The sequence below is a fragment of the Demequina zhanjiangensis genome, from assembly GCF_030418315.1.
GTDB lineage: Bacteria > Actinomycetota > Actinomycetes > Actinomycetales > Demequinaceae > Demequina > Demequina zhanjiangensis.
Window position 1 is genome coordinate 516,974 of the sequence record NZ_JAUHPV010000002.1, and the last position, 19,211, is coordinate 536,184.

General features: G+C 70.3%; 22 protein-coding genes. 6 read left to right on the forward strand and 16 right to left on the reverse strand.

Annotation, left to right across the window (positions count from 1 at the left end; genetic code table 11):
* Positions 1 to 236: 236 nt before the first annotated feature.
* The 16 genes from QQX04_RS05120 to QQX04_RS05195 all read right to left on the reverse strand — a co-directional run bounded on the left by QQX04_RS05120 (position 237) and on the right by QQX04_RS05195 (position 14,279).
* Positions 237 to 1,442, reverse strand: a complete 1,206-nt coding sequence (locus QQX04_RS05120) for a flagellar hook protein FlgE (RefSeq protein ID WP_301126862.1) — start codon at positions 1,440 to 1,442, stop codon at positions 237 to 239.
* Between the two features lie 30 nt (positions 1,443 to 1,472).
* Positions 1,473 to 1,913 carry a flagellar hook assembly protein FlgD gene (locus tag QQX04_RS05125; protein ID WP_301126863.1) on the reverse strand — a complete coding sequence of 147 codons (441 nt, stop codon included), beginning with the start codon at positions 1,911 to 1,913 and terminating at the stop codon, positions 1,473 to 1,475.
* Positions 1,914 to 1,924: 11 nt separating this feature from the next.
* A complete protein-coding gene (locus QQX04_RS05130) occupies positions 1,925 to 3,460 on the reverse strand; it encodes a flagellar hook-length control protein FliK (RefSeq protein WP_301126865.1) in 1,536 nt (511 codons plus the stop codon).
* Positions 3,457 to 3,909 carry a flagellar FliJ family protein gene (locus tag QQX04_RS05135; RefSeq protein ID WP_301126867.1) on the reverse strand — a complete coding sequence of 151 codons (453 nt, stop codon included), beginning with the start codon at positions 3,907 to 3,909 and terminating at the stop codon, positions 3,457 to 3,459. Before QQX04_RS05135 ends, QQX04_RS05130 begins: the two co-directional genes overlap by 4 nt.
* Positions 3,909 to 5,264: a FliI/YscN family ATPase gene (locus tag QQX04_RS05140; protein WP_301126868.1), complete on the reverse strand. Its 1,356-nt coding sequence runs from the start codon at positions 5,262 to 5,264 to the stop codon at positions 3,909 to 3,911. The genes QQX04_RS05135 and QQX04_RS05140 overlap by 1 nt, the downstream gene beginning before the upstream one ends.
* 2 nt (positions 5,265 to 5,266) lie before the next feature.
* Entirely contained in the window at positions 5,267 to 5,923 is a 657-nt protein-coding gene (locus QQX04_RS05145; RefSeq protein WP_301126870.1) for a FliH/SctL family protein, read from the reverse strand.
* Positions 5,913 to 6,917: a flagellar motor switch protein FliG gene (gene fliG, locus QQX04_RS05150; RefSeq protein ID WP_301126871.1), complete on the reverse strand. Its 1,005-nt coding sequence runs from the start codon at positions 6,915 to 6,917 to the stop codon at positions 5,913 to 5,915. Before fliG ends, QQX04_RS05145 begins: the two co-directional genes overlap by 11 nt.
* Positions 6,917 to 8,545, reverse strand: coding sequence for a flagellar basal-body MS-ring/collar protein FliF (fliF, locus tag QQX04_RS05155; protein ID WP_301126873.1), 1,629 nt, complete (start codon positions 8,543 to 8,545; stop codon positions 6,917 to 6,919). Before fliF ends, fliG begins: the two co-directional genes overlap by 1 nt.
* Entirely contained in the window at positions 8,545 to 8,856 is a 312-nt protein-coding gene (gene fliE, locus QQX04_RS05160) for a flagellar hook-basal body complex protein FliE (RefSeq protein WP_301126874.1), read from the reverse strand. The genes fliF and fliE overlap by 1 nt, the downstream gene beginning before the upstream one ends.
* Complete coding sequence (gene flgC, locus QQX04_RS05165) at positions 8,856 to 9,263, reverse strand: flagellar basal body rod protein FlgC (RefSeq protein WP_301126876.1); 408 nt, start codon at positions 9,261 to 9,263, stop codon at positions 8,856 to 8,858. The genes fliE and flgC overlap by 1 nt, the downstream gene beginning before the upstream one ends.
* Positions 9,263 to 9,604: a flagellar basal body rod protein FlgB gene (locus QQX04_RS05170; protein WP_301126878.1), complete on the reverse strand. Its 342-nt coding sequence runs from the start codon at positions 9,602 to 9,604 to the stop codon at positions 9,263 to 9,265. The genes flgC and QQX04_RS05170 overlap by 1 nt, the downstream gene beginning before the upstream one ends.
* Before the next feature lie 141 nt (positions 9,605 to 9,745).
* The gene (locus QQX04_RS05175; RefSeq protein WP_301126879.1) at positions 9,746 to 10,069 is read right to left on the reverse strand and encodes a hypothetical protein; all 324 of its coding nucleotides are present in this window, start codon (positions 10,067 to 10,069) and stop codon (positions 9,746 to 9,748) included.
* Positions 10,066 to 10,485 (reverse strand): flagellar export chaperone FliS, encoded by a 420-nt coding sequence (gene fliS, locus QQX04_RS05180; protein WP_301126880.1) that lies wholly within the window; start codon positions 10,483 to 10,485, stop codon positions 10,066 to 10,068. Before fliS ends, QQX04_RS05175 begins: the two co-directional genes overlap by 4 nt.
* Before the next feature lie 13 nt (positions 10,486 to 10,498).
* Positions 10,499 to 11,890, reverse strand: coding sequence for a flagellar filament capping protein FliD (fliD, locus tag QQX04_RS05185; RefSeq protein ID WP_301126881.1), 1,392 nt, complete (start codon positions 11,888 to 11,890; stop codon positions 10,499 to 10,501).
* A gap of 98 nt (positions 11,891 to 11,988) precedes the next feature.
* On the reverse strand, positions 11,989 to 13,158 hold the full coding sequence (locus QQX04_RS05190; protein ID WP_301126882.1) for a flagellin N-terminal helical domain-containing protein: 1,170 nt from the start codon (positions 13,156 to 13,158) through the stop codon (positions 11,989 to 11,991).
* Positions 13,159 to 13,430: 272 nt separating this feature from the next.
* Entirely contained in the window at positions 13,431 to 14,279 is an 849-nt protein-coding gene (locus tag QQX04_RS05195) for a sigma-70 family RNA polymerase sigma factor (RefSeq protein ID WP_301126883.1), read from the reverse strand.
* Between the two features lie 381 nt (positions 14,280 to 14,660).
* On the opposite strand from QQX04_RS05195, the gene flgN reads away from it, so the two are divergent.
* The 6 genes from flgN (at position 14,661) to QQX04_RS05225 (ending at position 19,210) form a co-directional block, all read left to right on the forward strand.
* Entirely contained in the window at positions 14,661 to 15,143 is a 483-nt protein-coding gene (flgN, locus tag QQX04_RS05200) for a flagellar export chaperone FlgN (protein ID WP_301126884.1), read from the forward strand.
* A 2-nt stretch (positions 15,144 to 15,145) separates the two neighbouring features.
* Positions 15,146 to 16,582, forward strand: a complete 1,437-nt coding sequence (flgK, locus tag QQX04_RS05205; RefSeq protein ID WP_301126885.1) for a flagellar hook-associated protein FlgK — start codon at positions 15,146 to 15,148, stop codon at positions 16,580 to 16,582.
* A gap of 3 nt (positions 16,583 to 16,585) precedes the next feature.
* A complete protein-coding gene (flgL, locus tag QQX04_RS05210) occupies positions 16,586 to 17,479 on the forward strand; it encodes a flagellar hook-associated protein FlgL (protein WP_301126887.1) in 894 nt (297 codons plus the stop codon).
* Positions 17,476 to 17,913 (forward strand): flagellar assembly protein FliW, encoded by a 438-nt coding sequence (fliW, locus tag QQX04_RS05215; RefSeq protein WP_301126888.1) that lies wholly within the window; start codon positions 17,476 to 17,478, stop codon positions 17,911 to 17,913. The genes flgL and fliW overlap by 4 nt, the downstream gene beginning before the upstream one ends.
* A 63-nt stretch (positions 17,914 to 17,976) precedes the next feature.
* The gene (locus QQX04_RS05220) at positions 17,977 to 18,684 is read left to right on the forward strand and encodes an FHA domain-containing protein (RefSeq protein ID WP_301126893.1); all 708 of its coding nucleotides are present in this window, start codon (positions 17,977 to 17,979) and stop codon (positions 18,682 to 18,684) included.
* Between the two features lie 4 nt (positions 18,685 to 18,688).
* Complete coding sequence (locus QQX04_RS05225) at positions 18,689 to 19,210, forward strand: FHA domain-containing protein FhaB/FipA (RefSeq protein ID WP_301126895.1); 522 nt, start codon at positions 18,689 to 18,691, stop codon at positions 19,208 to 19,210.
* Position 19,211 lies beyond the last annotated feature (1 nt).

Below are 19,211 nucleotides of genomic sequence, written 5' to 3' on the forward strand. Positions count from 1 at the left end.
CCGGTCGCGCGAAGCGGTGTCGACTCGCTCACACCGGCCGCGACGCTCGCGTCGACGCGCGCTCTGCGCGGGCGAGCGACAGCATCTCGCGGGCGAGTGCTCCGTCCCGAGGCTCCCGCGCGAACCTCCGTCCGAACGAGCCTCAGGGGCACGGAGGACCCCGGACACGACGAAGCCCGCCGCGGCAGGACGGGGGCCTCCTGTCGCGACGGGCGTCGCAGCGCTGGCTGGCGAGGCTAGCGCTTGAGGTTGACCAGCTCCTCGAGGACCTGGTCGGACGTGGTGATGACGCGCGAGTTCGCCTGGAATCCGCGCTGCGCCACGATGAGGTTGGTGAACTCGGCGGAGAGGTCCACGTTGGACATCTCGAGCGAGCCGCCGGTGAGCGAGCCGCGGCCTCCGGTGCCGGCGGTGCCCACCTGCGGGTCGCCGGAGTTGACGGTGGTGCGGTACAGCGAGTTTCCGGTCTTCTCGAGGCCCGACGGGTTCGTGAAGTTGGCCAGGGCGACGCGGCCGACGGCCTGCTTGAGGCCGTTGGAGAACGAGCCCATGACGGTGCCGTCCGAGTTGATGGTGAACGACTGCAGGTTCCCGGCGGCGCGACCGTCCTGGCTCGCCGCGGCGAGGGTGTCGAGCCCGGCGTAGCCGGTGAGGGTGGTGAGGTCCACCGTCATCGCGGGCAGTCCCACGGCGGCGTCGGCCGGGAGGGCCGGCATGGTGAGCGTGTTGATCGAGCCGTCCGTGTTGAACGTGACCGAGCCGGTGCCGGACGAGGTGGTGCCCGCGACGTCGGCCGCGATGTCCCAGCCTGCTGCGGTGCGCGTGAACTGGACGGTGAGCGCGTGGACGTCGCCCACGCCGTCGTACACGTCCATCTGGCGGGTGAGCGTCGTGCCGACCGCGGTCTCGCTGGCCAGGTTGCCCTCGAAGGTGGCGGTGCCGGTGGCCGAGGCGCCCATGAGGGTCGAGACGGGCAGGCGCAGGTCGGTGAGGGTCGCGTTCGTGTCGATGTTGCCGGCCGCGTCGGCCTCCCATCCCTGCACGAGGCCGCCGTCGGGGGTGACGAGCTGGCCGAGCGAGTCGAACGAGAAGGATCCGGCGCGCGAGTACATCTGCTCGCCGCCCTTGCCGACCACGAAGAAGCCGTCGCCGGAGATCATCATGTCGGTCGCGACGTTGGTGAGCTGCGCGGCGCCCTGCTGGAAGTTCGTGGTGATCGCGGCGACCTTCACACCCAGACCCACCTGGGCCGGGTTGGTGCCGCCGATGCCCTCCTGGGCGGCGCCCGCGTTGGTCAGCACCTGGGACAGGGTGTCCTGGAAGCGGACCTGCGAGGTCTTGAAGCCTGCGGTGTTGACGTTGGCGATGTTGTTGCCGGTCACGTCGAGCATCGTCTGGTGCGCGCGCAGTCCGGAGATGCCGGAGAAGAGGGAGCGGAGCATGGTGTGCCTTCTTTCTTGGGATCCGCGCGACTACGCGTCGGTGGTCTGGGTCGGGGTGGAGTTGACGGAGAGGATGGAGTCGAGCGACACGTCGGTATCGCCCACCTTGATCGACGGGACCGAGTTCGCGAACGACGCGGCGAGCGCCTCGCCCGTCACGACCGTGCCCTCGGCGTCGTAGTAGCTGACCTGCTGGCCGACGACGCCCATGGCGGCCATGCGCATGGTCAGCGCGAACTGCTCCTGGATGGTCTCGGTCTGCGCGACGGTCTGCTCCATCTGCGCCATCTGGACCTGCTGGGACATCATCTGGTTGGTGTCCATCGGGTCCGACGGGTCCTGGTGGGTGAGCTGCGTGACGAGCAGCGCCATGAACATCTCGTTGTCCATGACCTGCTTGCCGCTCGACACCGCGGTGCCGGTGGTGAGGGCGGAGGTGGTGGTGAGGCCGGTGGTGGCTTCGATGGTCATGAGGGTTCCTCTCAGATCATCAGGTCGACGCCGCCGGCACGACGGCTCGTGGCGAGGGTGGGTGCGGTGGGCTCCTGCGGTCCGTCGAGGCGGATCGAGGTGGGTGCGGCGGTGGTGCCGCGGCGTTGGCCGAGGCCGTCGCCCTGGTCGGCGGGACCGCCCTGCGGGCCCTGGTCCGTGCCGAGGTCGAGGTCGGCCTGGAGGCCGGTCGCCGCGAGGTCGCGGCGCAGGTCCGCGAGCGCGCCGCGGAGGGCCTCGCGAGACGCGTCGGACGCGCCGAACAGCTGGATGCTGACGTTGTCGGAGGTGATGTGCGCGACCACCTTGACGGGGCCGAACGTCTCCGGGTTCACGGACAGCGTGAGCACGTGCTCCCCCTGCGGAAGCTGCTTGAGGTGCGTGAGCTGACCGGTGAGCTGGGATGCGAGCGGAGTCGCGGGCGTGGCCGGCACGGGCGCCGGGGCCGACGCGGTCGCGACGTTCGCGGTGGGCGAGGCCTGCGCGGGGAGGCCCGCGGTGGGGGCGGCGCCGTCGACGCTCGCGGTCGCCTGGGTCGGGGCCGACGGACGGTGCGCCGCCACCTGCTCGGTCGCCTTCACGAACCCGAGCGCAGCCTGCGCGGCCCGCTCTCCGGCAGGGAACTGCTCGGTGCCGCGCTGACGGGCCGACGGGTCGCCGGGCTGGTCGGAGGTGTCGCCCTCGGACTTGGCGGCGGTCGCGGCGACGGCCTCACCCTCGACCGCTGACAGCCCGCCGGTACGCGCGGCCGACGGTACGTCCACCTCGGAGTCGACGGTGGTCTCGTCAGCCGACGGACCGGAGTCGGCAGCGTTCGCCTGGGCGGCGACGGCCTGGGTGGCGGCAGCCTGGGTCCCGGCTGCGCTCGCCGCGTCCGAGGACTCGGCGGGCCGGGCGCCGTCGCCGGCTGCGGTGTCGGTGAGCGCAGGCGCCGCGGTCAGCGGATTCTGCTGCTCGCCGTCCTCCGCGACCGCATCGGCGACCACGTCCGTCTCGGTGGTGAGCGAGGCGCCGGTCTCGACAGCGTCGCCGGACTGGCCGTCGGGCTTCGTCGAGCCGGTACGGACATCGCTCGTGCGCTTGTCCTGTGCGCCGGTCTCGGTGCCGTCGGTGCGGCGCGCGTCGGCGTCGTGCTCCACGCGGCCGCGGTCCGTGTGCGCCTTGTCGGCACGGGCCTGGTCAGCGTGGGCCTGGCGAGCGCGGGCCTGGTCGGCGGCGCGGTCGCGTGCCGCCTCCGCCTGGTCCGCAGCACGGTCGCGGTGAGCCGCGGCGCGATCACGGGCGGCGTCGGCCCTGTCGCGCACGGCGTCGGCGCGGTCGCGCGCCGCACGGGTCACGGCGAGGTCGTCGCGGGCCTCGGAGCGCGCCCTTCCGGCATCCTCGCGGCGTGCGGAGTCACGTCCCGAGACGTCGCGCTGCGCGCCGGCGAGCTCGCGGGCGAAGTCGGCGCCGTCGGACGCGACCTTGCCTGACGTGCCGCCGCTCTCGGAGCGCCCGGGCGCCGGGATCGCGGAGATCATGGTGGTCATCGGTCCTCCTTGTCGAGGGAGCGGCGAAGCGCCGCCTCATCAAGCACGAGCTGCTCGGCCGCGAGGTCCTCGGCGGCCACCTTGGCGGCGTGCCGCTCGCCGAGCTTCTCGATCATCGAGACGCGCATGCGCGCCTCTCCCCACTGCTGCGCCGCGAGGTCCGCCTTGGTGGAGGCCTCGTGGAGCGCGCCGGTGAGCTCGGAGATCGTGGTCGCGGATGCGGCCCGCGAGGCGGCGATGATCTGCCAGGTCTCGGGCGTGGCCAGCGCAGTGGCGCCGGCATGCCCGGGGGATGCGAAGCCGAGCCCCGTCAGGCGGGTGCGTGCGTCGTCCACGGCGACCTCCGCCGCGCGGCGACCGTGGTTGGCGCGCTCGAGCGTCGCCGCGGCGCGCTCCTCGGAGAGGCGCCGGGCGCGCAGCAGGCCGTCGAGCGGGAACCGGCGGGCCATCAGCGGACCCCCATCTGCTGCACGAGGCCCGCGAGCGCGGTCCACGACTGCTCGGCGGGGATGTGATGGTCCACCGACTGGCGCAGGAATCCGTCGATCGCATCGGCGTTGGCCACGGCGGCGTCCACGAGCGCGTTCGAGCCGGGCGCGTAGGCGCCCACGTCGAGCAGGTCCTGCGCACGCTGCCTGGCGGCGAGCACCTGCCGGAGCTGGAGCGCCAGAGTCTGCTGCTCGCGGGTGGTGACCCGGCTCGCGACTCGGGAGACCGAGCCGAGCACGTCGATGGCCGGGTAGTGACCCGCGACGGCAAGGTCGCGAGAGAGGACCACGTGGCCGTCGAGGATCGAGCGGGCGGAGTCGGCGATGGGCTCGTTGTGGTCGTCGCCGTCCACGAGCACCGTGTAGATGCCGGTGACGGAACCCTTGTCGTCGGTGCCTGCACGCTCGAGCAGCTGGGCGAGCATGCTGAAGGTCGACGGCGGGTAGCCGCGGGTGGCGGGGGGCTCGCCGACCGAGAGTCCGATCTCACGCTGCGCCATGGCGACGCGGGTGAGCGAGTCCATCATGAGGACGGCGTGGCTGCCTCGGGCGCGGAGGTCCTCGGCGATGCGGGTCGCGACGAAGGCGGCACGGAGGCGGACCATCGCAGGCTGGTCGGAGGTGGCGACCACGACGACGGAGCGCGCGAGCCCCTCCGGGCCCAGGTCGTCCTCAAGGAACTCGCGGACCTCACGTCCGCGCTCGCCGATGAGGGCGATCACGCTGACCTCGGCGTCCGTCCCGCGGGCGATCATGGACAGCAGGCTGGACTTGCCGACGCCCGAGCCCGCGAACAGGCCGATGCGCTGGCCGCGGCCCACGGTCACGAGGGTGTCGAGCGCGGTGACGCCCAGGCCCACGGGGGTGTCGACGCGGGCGCGGCTGAGCGCGTCGGGAGCGTTCATCGAGATCGGCACGCGGGACATGCCCTCGCCGCCGAGCGGGCCCTTGCCGTCCATGGGGCGGCCGAGGCCGTCGAGCACGCGGCCCAGCAGCTGGGGGCCGGCGGGCACCGTGAGGGGGCTGCCGGTGGCACGGGCGGCCATGCCGACGCGGAGGCCGTGGATCTGGCCGAGCGGCATGCAGCGGAGCGAGCGGGGGGTGACGGCGACGACCTCGGCGACGGTGCCGCCCGGCTCGTCGCTGTCGATCGCGATCAGGTCGCCGACGGCGCCGGGCAGGCCGCACACCTCGACGGACAGGCCGATGATCGACGCCACGGAGCCCACGAGCTCGGGTGCGGCGGCGGCGACTGCGGAGGCCAGCCGGAGCTGACGGCCGCCTTGTGCCCTCTCGGGCGCTGCGAGCACTGACATGGTCACATCTCCTCGTCTTCGAGCAGCGCGCGGCGGACGCGCTGGAGCGCGGTGCCGATGCGTGCGTCGAGGGTGCCGTCCTGGTACTCGGTGACGGCGTCTCCCGGGGTGAGGCGCGGGTCGGCGGCGAGCACGGTGCCGGCGGGGAGCTCGACGTCACCTCCGTCGACGGCGCGCTGGATGTGCTCGAGGTCGCTCGGGCACAGGCGGATGCGGGTGGGCTCCACCTCGTCGGGCAGGTTCAGGGCGCGGGCGAGCGCGGTGGCCGCGGAGCCCGCGGCCGTGCCGAGCTCGCGGGCGACGATCGCCTCGGCGATCTCGAGCGCGGCGCTGTGGAGCAGGTGCTCGGCCTCGTCCAGGACGGGCGCGGCGCGCAGGCTCCACTGCGAGGCGGTCGCGTGAAGGGCGGCGAGCGCGTCTCGTACCTGGGCGTCGCGCAGGGCCTCGCGGCGATCGTGGTCGGCGGCGAGCCGAGCGCGATCGGCGTCCGCCTGCTCTGCGGCGGCGCGGGCGCCCGCGGCATAGCCCGCGGCGTAGCCGGCGGCGTGGCCGGGGGTGCTCGCGGTGCGGTCGGACTCGGGCGAGCCGGCGTCGGCCGCGACCGATCGGCTGCCGAGCGACGCGGGCACGAAGGGCTGGATGCGGAGGTCAGGCGACATACTCGTCCTCCCCGTCGCGGCTGATCATGATCTCGCCGGACTCCTCGAGGCCGCGGATGACCTGGACCACCTGGGAGCGGGCCTCCTCGACCATCGAGATGCGGACAGGGCCGAGCATGTCGATCTCGTCGACGAGGTTCTCTCGCGCGCGCTCCGACATGTTGCGGAGGATCTTGTCGCGCACAGCGTCCTCGGCGCCCTTGAGGGCGGTCGCGAGCGTCATGGTCTCGACGCCGCGCAGCACCATCTGGATCGCGCGGTCCTCGAGGAGGGTGATGTCGGCGAAGACGAACATCATCTGGCGGATCTGGTCCGCGAGATCGGCGTCCTGCTCGTGGAGTCCCTCGAGGATCATCTTCTCGGTGGCGGCGTCGGCCTTGTTGATGATCTCGACGAGCGGCTCGATGCCGCCGACCGCCGTCATCTCGCGGGAGGTGAGGAGGTTGGTGGCCTTGCGCTTGAGCTGCTCGGCGACAAGGTTCACCACGTCGGGCGAGGCGCCGTCCATGAGGGCGATGCGGTGCGCGACGATGGTGCGCGTCTCGGGGGCGAGCCCGGCCATGATCGCGGAGGCGTGCTCGGGGCGCAGGTGGGCGAGCACGAGCGCGATGGTCTGGGGGTGCTCGCCGGTGAGAAGCGACACCACCTGGCGGGCGTCGGCGTTGCGGAGGAACTCGAAGGGCTGAACCTGGATGCGGCTTGCGAGGCGGTCGAGCACCTCGGCGGCCTTCTCCTTGCCGAGCGTCTCCTCGAGGAGCTTCTGCGCGTAGCCGTAGCCGCCCTCGACGATCAGTCCGCCGGCGGACAGGCGCTGGAACTCGCCGAAGACCTCCTTGAGGGTCTCGTCGTCGACGGTGCGCAGACGCGTGATCTCGGTGGTGACCTGGTCGATCTCGTGCTCGTCCATCTGGGACATGACGCGCGATGCGGCAGCCTTGCCCATCTGGATGAGCACGAGCGCGGCCTTCTGGGGCCCGGTGAGCATGGCGGGCATCAGCGGCGCTCCGCAGTGATCCAGCCGCGGAGGACCTCCGCGACCTCGGCGGGCTGCTGCTCGGCGAAGGCGGTGATCTCCTCACGGATCGCGAGCGCGACCGAGTCCATGTCCGGCACGGGCGCGGCTTCGAGCGCGAGCCCCTCGCCGCTCGCCTCGCCCTGGGCGGCGTCGATGAGCGCCTGCGAGCGGGCGTCGAGCGCGGCCTGGGCGCGGGCCTCGAGCTCCTCGACGGCTTCGAGGCTGAGCTGGACTCGCTCGTCGGTCTTGCGGTTCTTGCGCGACTTGACCATGACGATGATGACGACGATCAGGACGACGAGGCCGATCAGCGACCACTTCACGATGTCGATGATCATGGTCTGCGTCGCGGCGGCCTGCTGAGCTGCGCTGGCCTCCTCGATCGCGGCGGCGGCCTCCTCGGCCTGCGTGGTGTCGAAGGCCATGGTGGAGACGGACAGGATGTCGCCGCGGGTGGTGTCGACGCCTGCGGCAGCGGCGACCATGGACTCGAGGTCGGCCATGTTGATGGACGCGGCCACGGCGTCGTTCGCGACGACGGAGACGGACTGGCGGCGCACGGTGCCGGGAGCGGAGGCGGTGATCTCGGTGACCTTGTTGACCGCGTTGTTCCGCACGTAGTTCTCGGACGTGTAGTCGCCGGTGCCGTTGGCGCCGTCGGGGACGGAGATGTTGTCGGGTCCGAGCACTCCTGCCTCGGTGCCGCCGGTACCGGTGTAGCTCTCGGTGGTGCTCGACTCGCTGAGCGGCTGCGCGCTCGGGTCCGAGCTGAAGACCTCGCTGGTCCGCTGCGTCTCGTCGTAGTTCAGCTCGGCGGTCACGGAGACGACGGCGTTGCCAGCGCCGACGATCTGGTCGAGCATCTGCTGCACGTTGGAGGCGATGCGCTGCTCGTAGTCGGCCGTCGCGCTCGACTGCTGGATGGACGAGTCCTCGTTGCCGACCGTGGAGAGCACGATGCCGTCGGAATCGATGACGGCGACGTCCTCGGAGCGCATGCCCTCGATCGAGGCCGAGACGAGGTTGGCGATGGCCTGCACGTTCTGGGTGCCGAGCGCGGTGCCGGGCGCGGTCGCGATGAAGACCGACGCGGTGGGCGGCGCCTGCTGGTCCGCGAAGACGGTGTCCTCGGGGATCGCGAGCTTCACGGAGGCGGTCTGGACGCCCTCCATCGCCTCGATCGTCGCGGCGAGCTCACCCTCGAGGGCGCGCTGGTAGGTGACCTGCTGCTGGAACTCGGAGCTGGTCATCGACATGTTGTCGAGCAGCTCGTAGCCCACACCCGTGCTGGAGGTGATCCCGGCGGAGGCGACGGCGAGTCGCGTGTCGTAGAGCTGCTCCTCGGGGACGAGGATCGTCGACCCGCCGGCGGTGAGCTCGTAGGGCACACCGCTCGAGTCGAGCTGCGCCACGATCGCCGCGGCATCGGCCGACGCGAGGTTGGTGAACAGCGGCGCCAGGTTCGGGCGCGTCATCCACTGGCTGAGCGCGACGACGCTGACCACCAGCACTCCGGCGAGCATCGCGATGATGATCTTCTGGGCGAACGTCATCCCGTCGGCGGTGGTCCGCAGACGCTCGAGGTACCCCGTCACCTGCTTCGGCATCAGGCCTGCATCCTCATGATCTCGGTGAACGCCTCGACGGCCTTGTTGCGCACGGCCGAGACGAGCTCGAGCGTGACGGCGGCCTCGGTGGCGGCGATCGTGTACTGGTGGACATCGGCGAGGTCACCGGAGACGGCCTTGACCGCGAGCTCGGAGCTCGTGGACTGCAGCCCCTGCACGTTGTCGACCGCGGAGGCGAGGGTGCTCGCGAACGCGCCGTCGCTGCCGGGGACTCCGGTGGCGGAGGCGGCGCCCATGTAGCCGGTGGGGGCGACGGCTCCGCCGACGCCGGAGATGGCGGGGATGGTCATCAGTTCCTCCCGATCTGCAGGGCGCTGGTGTACATGTCCTTCGCACGGTCGATCACCGAGGCGTTCGCCTGGTAGCCGCGCTGCGCCATGATCAGCTGGGTCATCTGGCTGGTCATGTCGATGTCGGGGTAGCGCACGTAGCCCTCCTCGTCTGCGAGCGGATTGGTGGGCTCGTAGACGAGCCGGCCCTCAGCGGAGCCGTAGACGGCGCCCGCGACGTGCACGCCGCCGCTCTGACCGCCGTCGTTGCCGTTGGCCTGCGCCACGATGTAGCGGGCCTGGAAGGCGTCCTCGTCGGTGGGACGCACGGTGTTGACGTTGGCGAGGTTGTCGGAGACGGCGTCGAGCCAGTGGCGGTAGACGTTGAGGCCGGAGCCCGCGATGCCGATCGCTGCGAAGGTGGTCATCAGGCGTTCCCGATCGCCGTGCGGAGGGCCTTGAACTTGCCGTCGATGGCGCGCTCGGCGAGCTGGTAGCGCAGCACGGTGTCGATGTTGGAGACGGTCTCGGTGTCGAGGTTGACGTTGTTGCCGTCCTCGCGGGTGGGCTCGACCGAGATGCCGATGGTCGCGTCGACGTCACCGCTTCCGCGGGAGACCGCCCTGCTGAGCGCGTCCTCGAACTGGACACGGCGGGCCTGGTATCCCGGGGTCTGGATGTTCGCGATGTTGTCTGCGATGGTGCGCTGCCGCAGGGACAGCGCATCGAGCGCGGAGGACATCGCGTCGAAGCTCACGGAGCCGAACATGGAACGGCCATCCTTCCCACATGGATGAGGGGCCGATCCGTGGCCTAAGTCGTCGAGCGATCCGTGCTCAACCCGCCCATCGTCAGTGCGACGGGGGTGTGAAGGTTTTCGATGAGGTTTCTGTCAGCGAAGTGACAAACCTCACGCGGGGGTGTCGATGTACACCGGTCGGGCCGGCTGTGCGGCCTTCATGCGCGACACTGCGCGTCCGTGCCGGCGCGACTCATGCGCGGCCGCAGACAGCTCCTGCGACACCTTGAGCTGGCGGTCGAGCAGCGTGCGTGCACGCTCCACGAGGTTCGCGGGCATGGGAGGGAGCTGCGGCGGCACCCAGGGCTCGACGCGAAGCTCCACGTCGCGATGGCTGGCGTTCAGCATCTGCTCGGCCTGCGTGACGTCGATCTCGAGCTCGGTGAGGGTGCGCTCCCACTCGGCCGCCCAGTCGACGTCCTTCCCGGCGGTCATCCGACGCCCAGGTCTCCGAGCGCGTGCTCCGGCGCGGTCTCGGCGACCTGCCTGGCGGCCTCCTGCCATGCCTCGGCGAGGGGGGCGACGAGCTCTCGACATGCGGCGACCTTCTCAGCGTCGCCGCTGATGTTCGCCTCGACGAGCGAGGTGGTGAGATACGTGTAGAGCGCCATGAGGGAGGGCCCGCCCTCCCACGCGTTCACGTCGAGCGTGTTGGCGAGCTCGGTCACGATGTCCTGCGCGTGGGTGAGCTGGGTGTTCGCCTGATCGCGCTGGCCCTCGCGCAGGGCGACCTCACCTCGTTCGAGATCGCGCAGCAGGCGGTCGTACAGCATGACGAGCAGGGTCGATGGGCTGGCGGTCGTGACCGCGCTCTCGACATAGCGGCTGCGGGCGGCCGAGTATCCGTTCATGTGTCACACGCTCCTATTTGCTGCTGTTCCAGGAGGGCAGCTGCGAGATCTGCTGCTCGAGCCACGACTGCTGGGAGTTGAGGGTGCCGAGCGCGGTCTCCATCGCGGTGAACTGCTTGGACAGGGTCGCCTCACGCATCGCAAGGCGGTCGTCCCAGGCGGCGATCTGGTCGGCGAGGCCGTCGATCCGGCTCTCCTGGGTCTGGATCTTGAGGGACAGCGATCCGCTGGTGGAGTCGGAGAAGGACTCGGCCGTCTCCTGGATGCGGGCGCCGAGGGCCTGGATGAAGGCGGCGGTGCCGTCGGGGTCGTCCGCGAGCGCGGCGGAGAATGCCGCCGAGTCGAACTCGAACTCGCCGTCGCGCGTGACGGAGATGCCGTACGAGGAGGGAGAGGCGCCATCGATCGGATAGCTCGCGGCCTGCGTCAGCTGCGTCCTGAGGTTGCGAACCGCGCTGTCGCCGCCGAGCAGACCGGCCGAGATGATGCTCTCGCCCTGGTCGTTCGTGCTCGAGGTGGTCCGGGTGCGGGAGGCGATGTCGCTGAAGATCGTGTTGAGGTTGGACACCAGGTTCTTGGCGAGGCTCTCGACGGAGCTCGCGTTCGTCGCGACGGAGATCGTGACCTCGTCGCCCGGCTCCACCGTCGCGCCCAGGGTGACGTTCACGCCGGTCATGAGTCCGGTGAAGGTGTTGGACGACTGGGCGTAGGTGGTCTCGGCGGCCGTGCCTGGGTAGAGGGTCAGGCTCGCATCGGTGGCCGCGCGGGTGACGACGGAGTCAAGACGCGTCGCGGTGCCGCCCTCGACCGCGGCCTGATCACCGACGTACAGCTCGAAGGCTCCGTCGGCGCCGGTCGTCTCCGAGGCGAACTGGAGCCGATAGCTGGGCGTGTCCCCGCCGGAGACCTGCACGCGGGTGGCGGTGACGCCTGCCGAGGAGCTGTTGATCGCGGAGGCGATGTCGGCCAGGCTGTTGGAGGCCGGGGTGATGGTGAGGTACTCGCCGTCCGCCTTCAGGAACGTGAGGGATGGCGGGTTCTCGGCGACGAGCGTCGCACCTTCGGTGACCGCGGCGGTCAGCGACACCTGCGAGGTGGCGACCGCGTCGACGGTGAAGCTGAGGCTTCCGGCCGAGGCTGTGGTGCCGGCCGTGGCGGTGACCGCGTCCGAGGACGAGGTCGCCTTGAAGGAGGCCCAGCTGTCCGGGTCTGACGCCTTCTCGGCGGCGGAGGCGAGCGAGGCGACCTTGGTGTTGATGCCCTGAAGCGCGGAGAGCACGTTCTCGGCCTTGCTCTGCTTGCTCTGCAGCAGCGCCTGCGGCTGGGCTTCGACCCGCATGAGCGCAGAGATGATGGACGTGGTGTCCATGCCGGAGATGATGCCGTCGATGCCAAGCGTGGGCATGAGCTCCTGCCTTCCCTGTGGTCGATGCCGGTATGCGGATGAGGGGGATAAGCCGGAGGGTCGCCCCCGAGCCGAGGCTCAGGGGCGACCCGACGGACTTAGCCGAGGAGCGAGAGAACGCCCTGCGGGATCTGGTTGGCCTGCGCAAGCATCGAGGTGCCGGCCTGCGACAGGATCTGCGAGCGGGTGAAGTTCACCATCTCGGAGGCCATGTCGGTGTCGCGGATGCGGCTCTCCGACGCGGTCAGGTTCTCGACGGCCACGTTCAGGTTGTTGATCGTGTGGTCGAAACGGTTCTGCACCGCACCGAGGTCGGCACGCTGGGTGGAGACCGTCTTGATGGCGTCGTCGATCGTGGTGATCGCGACCGAGGCGCCGGTGGCCTGGGTGCCGGTCAGGGTGTTGTCCGCGGAGAGGGCAGCGGGGGCTGCCTCCTGCGTGAACACCAGGCCGGTGGCCGAGGCGGTGGCGGCGATCGTGGTCTCACCGGCGGTCGCACCGAACTTCGCGTCGAGCGCCGAGTTCACGGCGGCGAGGCGGTCAGCAGCGGACGAGCCGGCATCGAACTTGATGGTCGACAGGTCGAGCGAGGTGTCGCCCATCTTGATCGTGCCGTTGAGGTTGTCGAACGACTCCGACAGGGTGAAGTCGGAGGCCGCGTCGACCGTGACGACACCGGCGGTACCGGTGGCCGACGCGGTGGTCTGCGCGACGGTGAGGCCGGCACCGGTCGAGGTGACGTCGACACCGTCGACACCGAGGCCAGCGGCCGACATCGCGGTGGACACGCCCACCGAGATCGTCTCGCCGGCGTTGGCGCCGACCTGGAAGGTGCCCGAGTAGTTGCCGTCGAGCAGCTTGGTGCCGTTGAACTGCGTGGTGTCAGCGATACGGGTCAGCTCGTCCTTCAGCTGGCTCATCTCGGACTGGATGTTGGCCTTGGCGTCGGTGGACAGACCACCCTCGTTGGAGGCCTGGACGGACAGGTCGCGCATGCGCTGCAGGATGTCGTGCGTCTCGGTGAGCGCACCTTCAGCGGTCTGCACGACCGAGATGCCGTCCTGAGCGTTGCGAACGGCGACCTTGAGGCCACCGATCTGCGAGCGCAGGCCCTCGGAGATGGCGAGACCGGCAGCGTCATCCGCGGCGCGGTTGATGCGGTAGCCGGACGACAGCTTCTCGAGCGAGCTGCTCAGGTCGTTCTGCGTGTTCGAGAGGTTGCGGTACGAGTTCAGCGCCGCGATGTTGTTGTTGATCGAGAGAGCCATGATGTTTTCCTCCATGAAGTCGGCTCGGACGTGGCACCCATCCGTGGGTACACGTAGCCCCTATCGGGTCGAGCGGGGTGGTGTTGAGTTTTCTCGAGAGTGTTTTTCGTGAGATTTCTGAAGACGTTCCGCGCGCGCGGCGCAGACCATCTGCCAGGGATGTCGGCCAGGGCGCGACGGAGACGGCTCAGAGCCGTGAAGGGTACGCAGGCGCACGTACGACGGCGTGGACTTCCGGAGTGTCGACGCAGGCGTGCGAGCGGCTGCGTCGGTCAGGAGGCGGCGCGGACGCCCGTCATCGCGTCGAGCGCGGGGTTGACGGCGGAGGCGCCGCGAGCCTCGGCGGCGCGCGCGGCGACTGCGGCGTAGTAGGCCTTGCGACGCCGCTCGGCGACGCCCTCGGCGGGGTCGACCACGGGAGCCTCGTCCTTCTCGAGGTTGGCGTTGAGGCCGTCCTTGAGGAGCGCGAGCGCCTCGGTGCGCAGCTGGCTGATGCGGGAGCGGGTGACGCCCATCTCCTCGGCCAGGTCCACGACCGCGCGGTCGTGGAAGAAGAGCTCCTCGACCACGTAGCGCAGCTTCTCGGGCAGGCAGTCGATGCTGGCGCGCAGGTACTCGATCCTCTCTGCGCCCACGATCGCGTCGAGCGGGCCGGTGCCCGGCTCGATGACCATGTCGGACACCGCGCCGTCGAAGGCGTCGGAGGAGAGCACGCGGGTCTCGCTGTCGACGCGGGCGGCATCGACCTCGTCCACGGACACGCCGAGGGCCTGGGCGACCTCCTGGCGGGTGGGCGTGCGGCCGAGCTGTCCGGCGAGCCGGTCGGTGGCCTCGGAGGTCTCACGTGCACGACGGCGGGCTCCACGGGAGACCCAGTCCATGGAACGCAGCTCGTCCACCAGGGCGCCGCGGATGCGGAGCGAGGCGTAGCGGGCGAACGGCACTCCCTTGGACTCGTCGAACGAGCGCGCCGCACGGACCAGTGCGAGCGCGCCGGCCGACATGAGGTCGGCGCGGGCGACGTGAGAGGGAACCCTGGCGAGGACCTCGTTGACGTTGTACCCGATCAACGCGAGGTGCTCTTCGACCAGAGCGTTGGAGGCATCGTGCTGCGTGTTCATGGCCGGAATAGTGACACCCGGAGCGTGTTCGTCAATATGAGCAGCGTCACACGGTGCAGTGAAATGGGACAAAGGGGATTGTCTCCGGAAAATCCAAATGTCCGATTCGTGTCCGAGTGCGTGTGGAACACGCCATACTTCACACGGGCGAGTCACTTGAACTGGGACTCGCGAGAATGCAAGATTTTGCCGATGTGAATGTCATCACAGGACGTCGGGTATCGGGAACACCCTGCTACTCCCAATACCGAGAACGCCTGGGTCGTCGTTCTTGTCCGTTCTTGTCACATCTGGGGACGCCTGGACGATAGAACAGTCAGATGGGCCCCCCGGGGTCACGCACCGACAGCCCCACCCCCGGGGCACGTAAGAAGGAGCCGCATGTCACTCGACGAGCTGTCCACGATCCTGTGGCGCGAACGCGAGCTGCTCGAGACCCTGCTGTACCGCCTCGAGACCGAGGAGCTCGTGCTCGCCGGCGGACGCAGCCGCTGGGTCGCCCGCGCCGCGCGCGAGGTCGAGGCCGTGCTGGACCAGATCAAGGCCACCGAGCTGGGACGCGCCGTCGAGGCCGACGAGGCAGCCCGTGAGCTCGGCATCCCCGCCGGCTCGAGCCTGCTCGAGCTCGCCCAGGCCGCACCGTCCCCCTGGGACGAGATGCTGCGCGGCCACCACGTCGCGCTCACCGACATCACCTCGCAGATCTCCACCCTGAGCCACCTCAACCGCGATCTCCTCGCGCGCTCCGTGCGCGCGACCCAGGAGGCGCTGCTCGGGATCGACCAGTCGATGAAGGAGTACAGCGCGAAGGGATCCGCCGCCAAGGCGGGCGACACCGCCTACCTCCTGGACGAGGCCTTCTGACCATGGGCTCCTTCTCGACGCTCTCGACCGCGCTGTCCTCGCTGACCGCCCAGCGCCAGGCGCTCAACGTCGCCGGTCAGAACATCGCGAACGCCAACACGGTCGGCTACACGCGTCAGCGCGCGGACCTCCAGTCGATCTCCGCCACGAACGTCGCGTCGATCCACTCAGGCGTGGCGCTCAGCGCCGGCACCGGGGTCACCGTGGCCGGGCTCGAGCGCCTCAGCGACCAGTTCCTCGACGCGCGCCTGCGCACGCAGAGCGCCCAGGCCGCCGATGCCGACTCGCTCGCGACCACCCTCGAGCGCCTCGAGAGCGTGGTCCCCGAGCCGAGCGACACGGGAGTCAGCACCTCGCTGCACGAGTTCTGGGACGCCTGGCAGGACCTCGCCAACTCCCCCGAGAGCGACGCCACGCGCACGGTGGTGCTCGGCACGGCGAAGACTCTCGGCATCCAGCTCGCAGACACGTACCGCGCCTTCGAGTCCCAGTGGGACCAGGCACGCGCTGAGGCCGACGCGCAGGTGTCCGCTGTGAACAGCACGGCCGCCTCGATCGCGGACCTGAACCAGCAGATCCGCGGCGTGCTCGTGTCCGGCGGATCCGCCAACGAGCTCATGGATCAGCGGGACCAGCTCGTCACCCAGCTCTCGAGCGCCGTGGGCGCCACCGCCAAGCTGCAGGAGGACGGCACCATGACGGTGCTCGTGGACGGCAACCCGCTCGTCCAGGGCGACCGCGCGAACTCCATCCAGGTCAACGGCTCGTACGCCATGGCCGGCGGACTCGACGAGCCCCCGTCGACCGACACCGTGAGCCTCCAGTGGGCGAACGGCAACCCGCTCGTGCTGGACGCGGGCTCGCTCGCGGGCACGGTCACCGCGCTCCAGCCCACGTCCCTCGGCGGGCCGATCTCAGGCGCGGTGGACGCCATCAACGACCTCGCGACTCGCGTCGCCACCCAGGTCAACACCATCCACTCGGCCGGCACCACGCTCGCCGCACCGCCGTCGGACACCGGAGTCGACTTCTTCTCCTTCTCCGCCGGCATGCCGCCCGCGCTGGGACTCACCGTCGCCGTCACCGACCCCTCGATGGTCGCCGCAGGCAACGGCGCCTCGGGCGCGTGGGACGGCTCAGTGGCCGACCAGATCTCGCAGCTCAGCCAGGCAGCCGACGGCCCCGACTCCACCTGGAAGTCGTTCATCGTGGACCTGGGCGTCAGCACCGCTGCCGCCCGCAGGCGCGCCGAGGTCGCCGAGTCCACCCGCGCGACCGCCGAGACGATGCAGCTGAGCAACGCCAGCGTCGACATCGACGAGGAGATGACGAACATGATCGCCTACCAGCGTGCCTACGAGGGCGCCGCGCGCGTCATGACCGCGATCGACGAGATGCTCGACGTCCTGATCAACCGCACCGGTGTGGTGGGGAGGTAAGCCATGATCAACCGTGTCACCCAGCAGACCGTCCAGCGCACCACGCTGGCGAACCTGCAGTCGAACCTGGCCAAGATGGCGCAGATGCAGGGCGAGATGTCGTCCGGCAAGCTCATCACGAAGGCGTCCGACGACCCGAACGCCGCCGGCCGCTCGATGACCCTGCGCGCCGAGAAGTCCGCCACCACGCAGGCCCTGCGCAACGCCCAGGACGGCCAGTCGTGGCTCGCGCAGATCGACACCACGCTGCAGCAGTCGATCACGTCCCTCCAGCGCGCCCGCGACCTCACGGTCCAGGGTGCGAGCACCGGTTCCGCGAGCGCCACCTCGCGCGAGGCGATCGCCGTCGAGCTGGAGGGCCTCCGTGACGGCCTGCTCGACCTCGCCAACACGACCCTCAACGGGCGCTCGCTGTTCGCAGGCACCTCGTCCGACGGGATCGCCTTCGACGACGGGGCCGGCGGCTACGCCTGGCACGGCGTCGCGGGAGCCTCGGTCGAGCGTCGCATCGGGGCGGACGCGACCGTCCGCGTGGACGCCGACGGCGCCGCGGCATTCGGCGTCGGCGCCACGTCCGTCTTCCAGCTGCTGGACGACATCGCGGCCGATCTGCGCGGCGGCGTCGATGTGACCGGCAGGCTCGACGAGATCGACGCCAGGCTCGCGGGCATGACCTCGTCGATCGCGGACGTCGGCATCCGCTTCAAGCAGGTGATGGACACCCAGTCGTCGCTCGAGCTCAAGGTCCAGGACCTGACCTCGGGCATCTCCGGTCTCGAGGACATCGACCTCGCGGAGACCGTGATGGAGCTGCAGATGCAGGAGGTGGCCTACCAGGGTGCGCTCGGCGCGGCCGGTCGCGTCCTCCAGCCGACCCTGATGGACTTCCTCTCATGACGATCGCACTCTCGCTCGACGCCGACCGCGCCTCCGTGCAGCAGCTGCCGGACGTGCTCACCTTCATCGAGGCGCCCCCCGGCATGGCCTCGCTCACCACGTTCCGCCTCGCCTCGATCGACGAGTTCGGCTACCTGTTCACGCTGCGAAGCGCGCAGGAGCCGGGAGTGCGTCTCTTCGCGGTGTCGCCGCGCGTCTACTTCCCCGCGTACGCCCCCGAGGTGTCGCAGGAGGTGCGGGACGCGCTCGACATGTCGGAGGACACGACTCCCGTGATGCTCGCGATCGTCCACCCGGGCGAGGGCGCCACCACCACCGTCAACCTGCTCGCTCCCGTCGTGGTCGACCCGACCACGGGCAATGCGGTGCAGGTGGTGCTCGACGGCGACGAGTGGCCGCTGCGCGCTCCCCTGGTCGCCGAGTCGGCTGCCTGACGTACCTGACCCCACGCCGACGGCCTCGTCCCTGGTGGGACGCGTGCACGTTACGATTCACGCATGGGTGTGCTCGATCGTTTCGAGAAGGGCGTCGAGAACGTGATGCAGAACGCGTTCGCGAAGACGTTCAGGTCCGGCATCAAGCCGGTCGAGCTCGCCGCCGCCCTGAAACGGGAGTGCGACAACCGTGCCGCGGCGGTGGACAGGGGCCGCACCGTCGCGCCCAACGAGTACGTGCTGACCCTCAGCCCCGCGGACCACGAGACCGTGGTGAGCTGGGGAGACGAGGCGCTCACGCACGAGCTCGAGGACGCGCTCCAGGACCACGCCTCCCGCCAGCAGTACAGCCTCGTCGGCGCCGTCACCGTCTCCTTCGCGGAGGACGAGTCGCTCGCCACCGGACGCTACGCCGTCAGCTCCCGCACCACCCGCGGGCCCGTGGCCCCTGCCACCACACGCAACCCTCAGTCCCGCTATCCGCTTCTCGACGTCGACGGACAGCGCTACTACCTGACGGGGGCCACCACCGTCCTGGGACGCGGTTCAGAGGCGGACATCGTCATCGACGACACGGGCGTCAGCCGAGCCCACGTCCGGCTCGAGGTCACGGAGCACGGCACGATCCTCACCGACCTGGGCTCCACGAACGGCACGTTCGTCGAGGATCAGAGGGTCAAGGAGGCGACGCTCCTGGACGGGAACGCCATCACGATCGGCCGCACGACGATCATGTACTGGGACGCCGTTCCGAGCGACGAGGACCTCTGACCCGATGAGCCAACTGTCGATCACCCTGCTGCGCCTGGGCTTCCTCCTGCTGCTGTGGTCGCTCGTGCTGACGGCGATCGCCGTCCTGCGATCGGACCTGTACGGCACGCGGGTCGTGACGCGAGGTCGCGGACGCACCGCGCGGACGCGGGACGACGCCCGTGCTCAGAAGCAGGCCGCGCCCTCCCGGGCAGGCACGGGGATCCGCACCGGAGCGGTATCCACGAAGGAGCGCACGCAGGGCCACCTGGCCGTGACGTCGGGCCCGCTCAAGGGCGCAACGGTCCCGCTGGGCGCCGCTCCGATCCTCGTGGGGCGCGCCCCCACGTGCACCCTCGTGATCGAGGACGACTACTGCTCGTCCAGGCACTGCAGGATCTTCCCCGAGGACGACGGGTGGCGGGTCGAGGATCTCGGCTCCACGAACGGCACGTACCTGGGCAACCAGCGCGTCGACGATCCGGTGCCGTTCCGTGAGGGCGATGTGATCCGCATCGGCGCCACCAGCCTTGAGCTGAGGAGCTGAC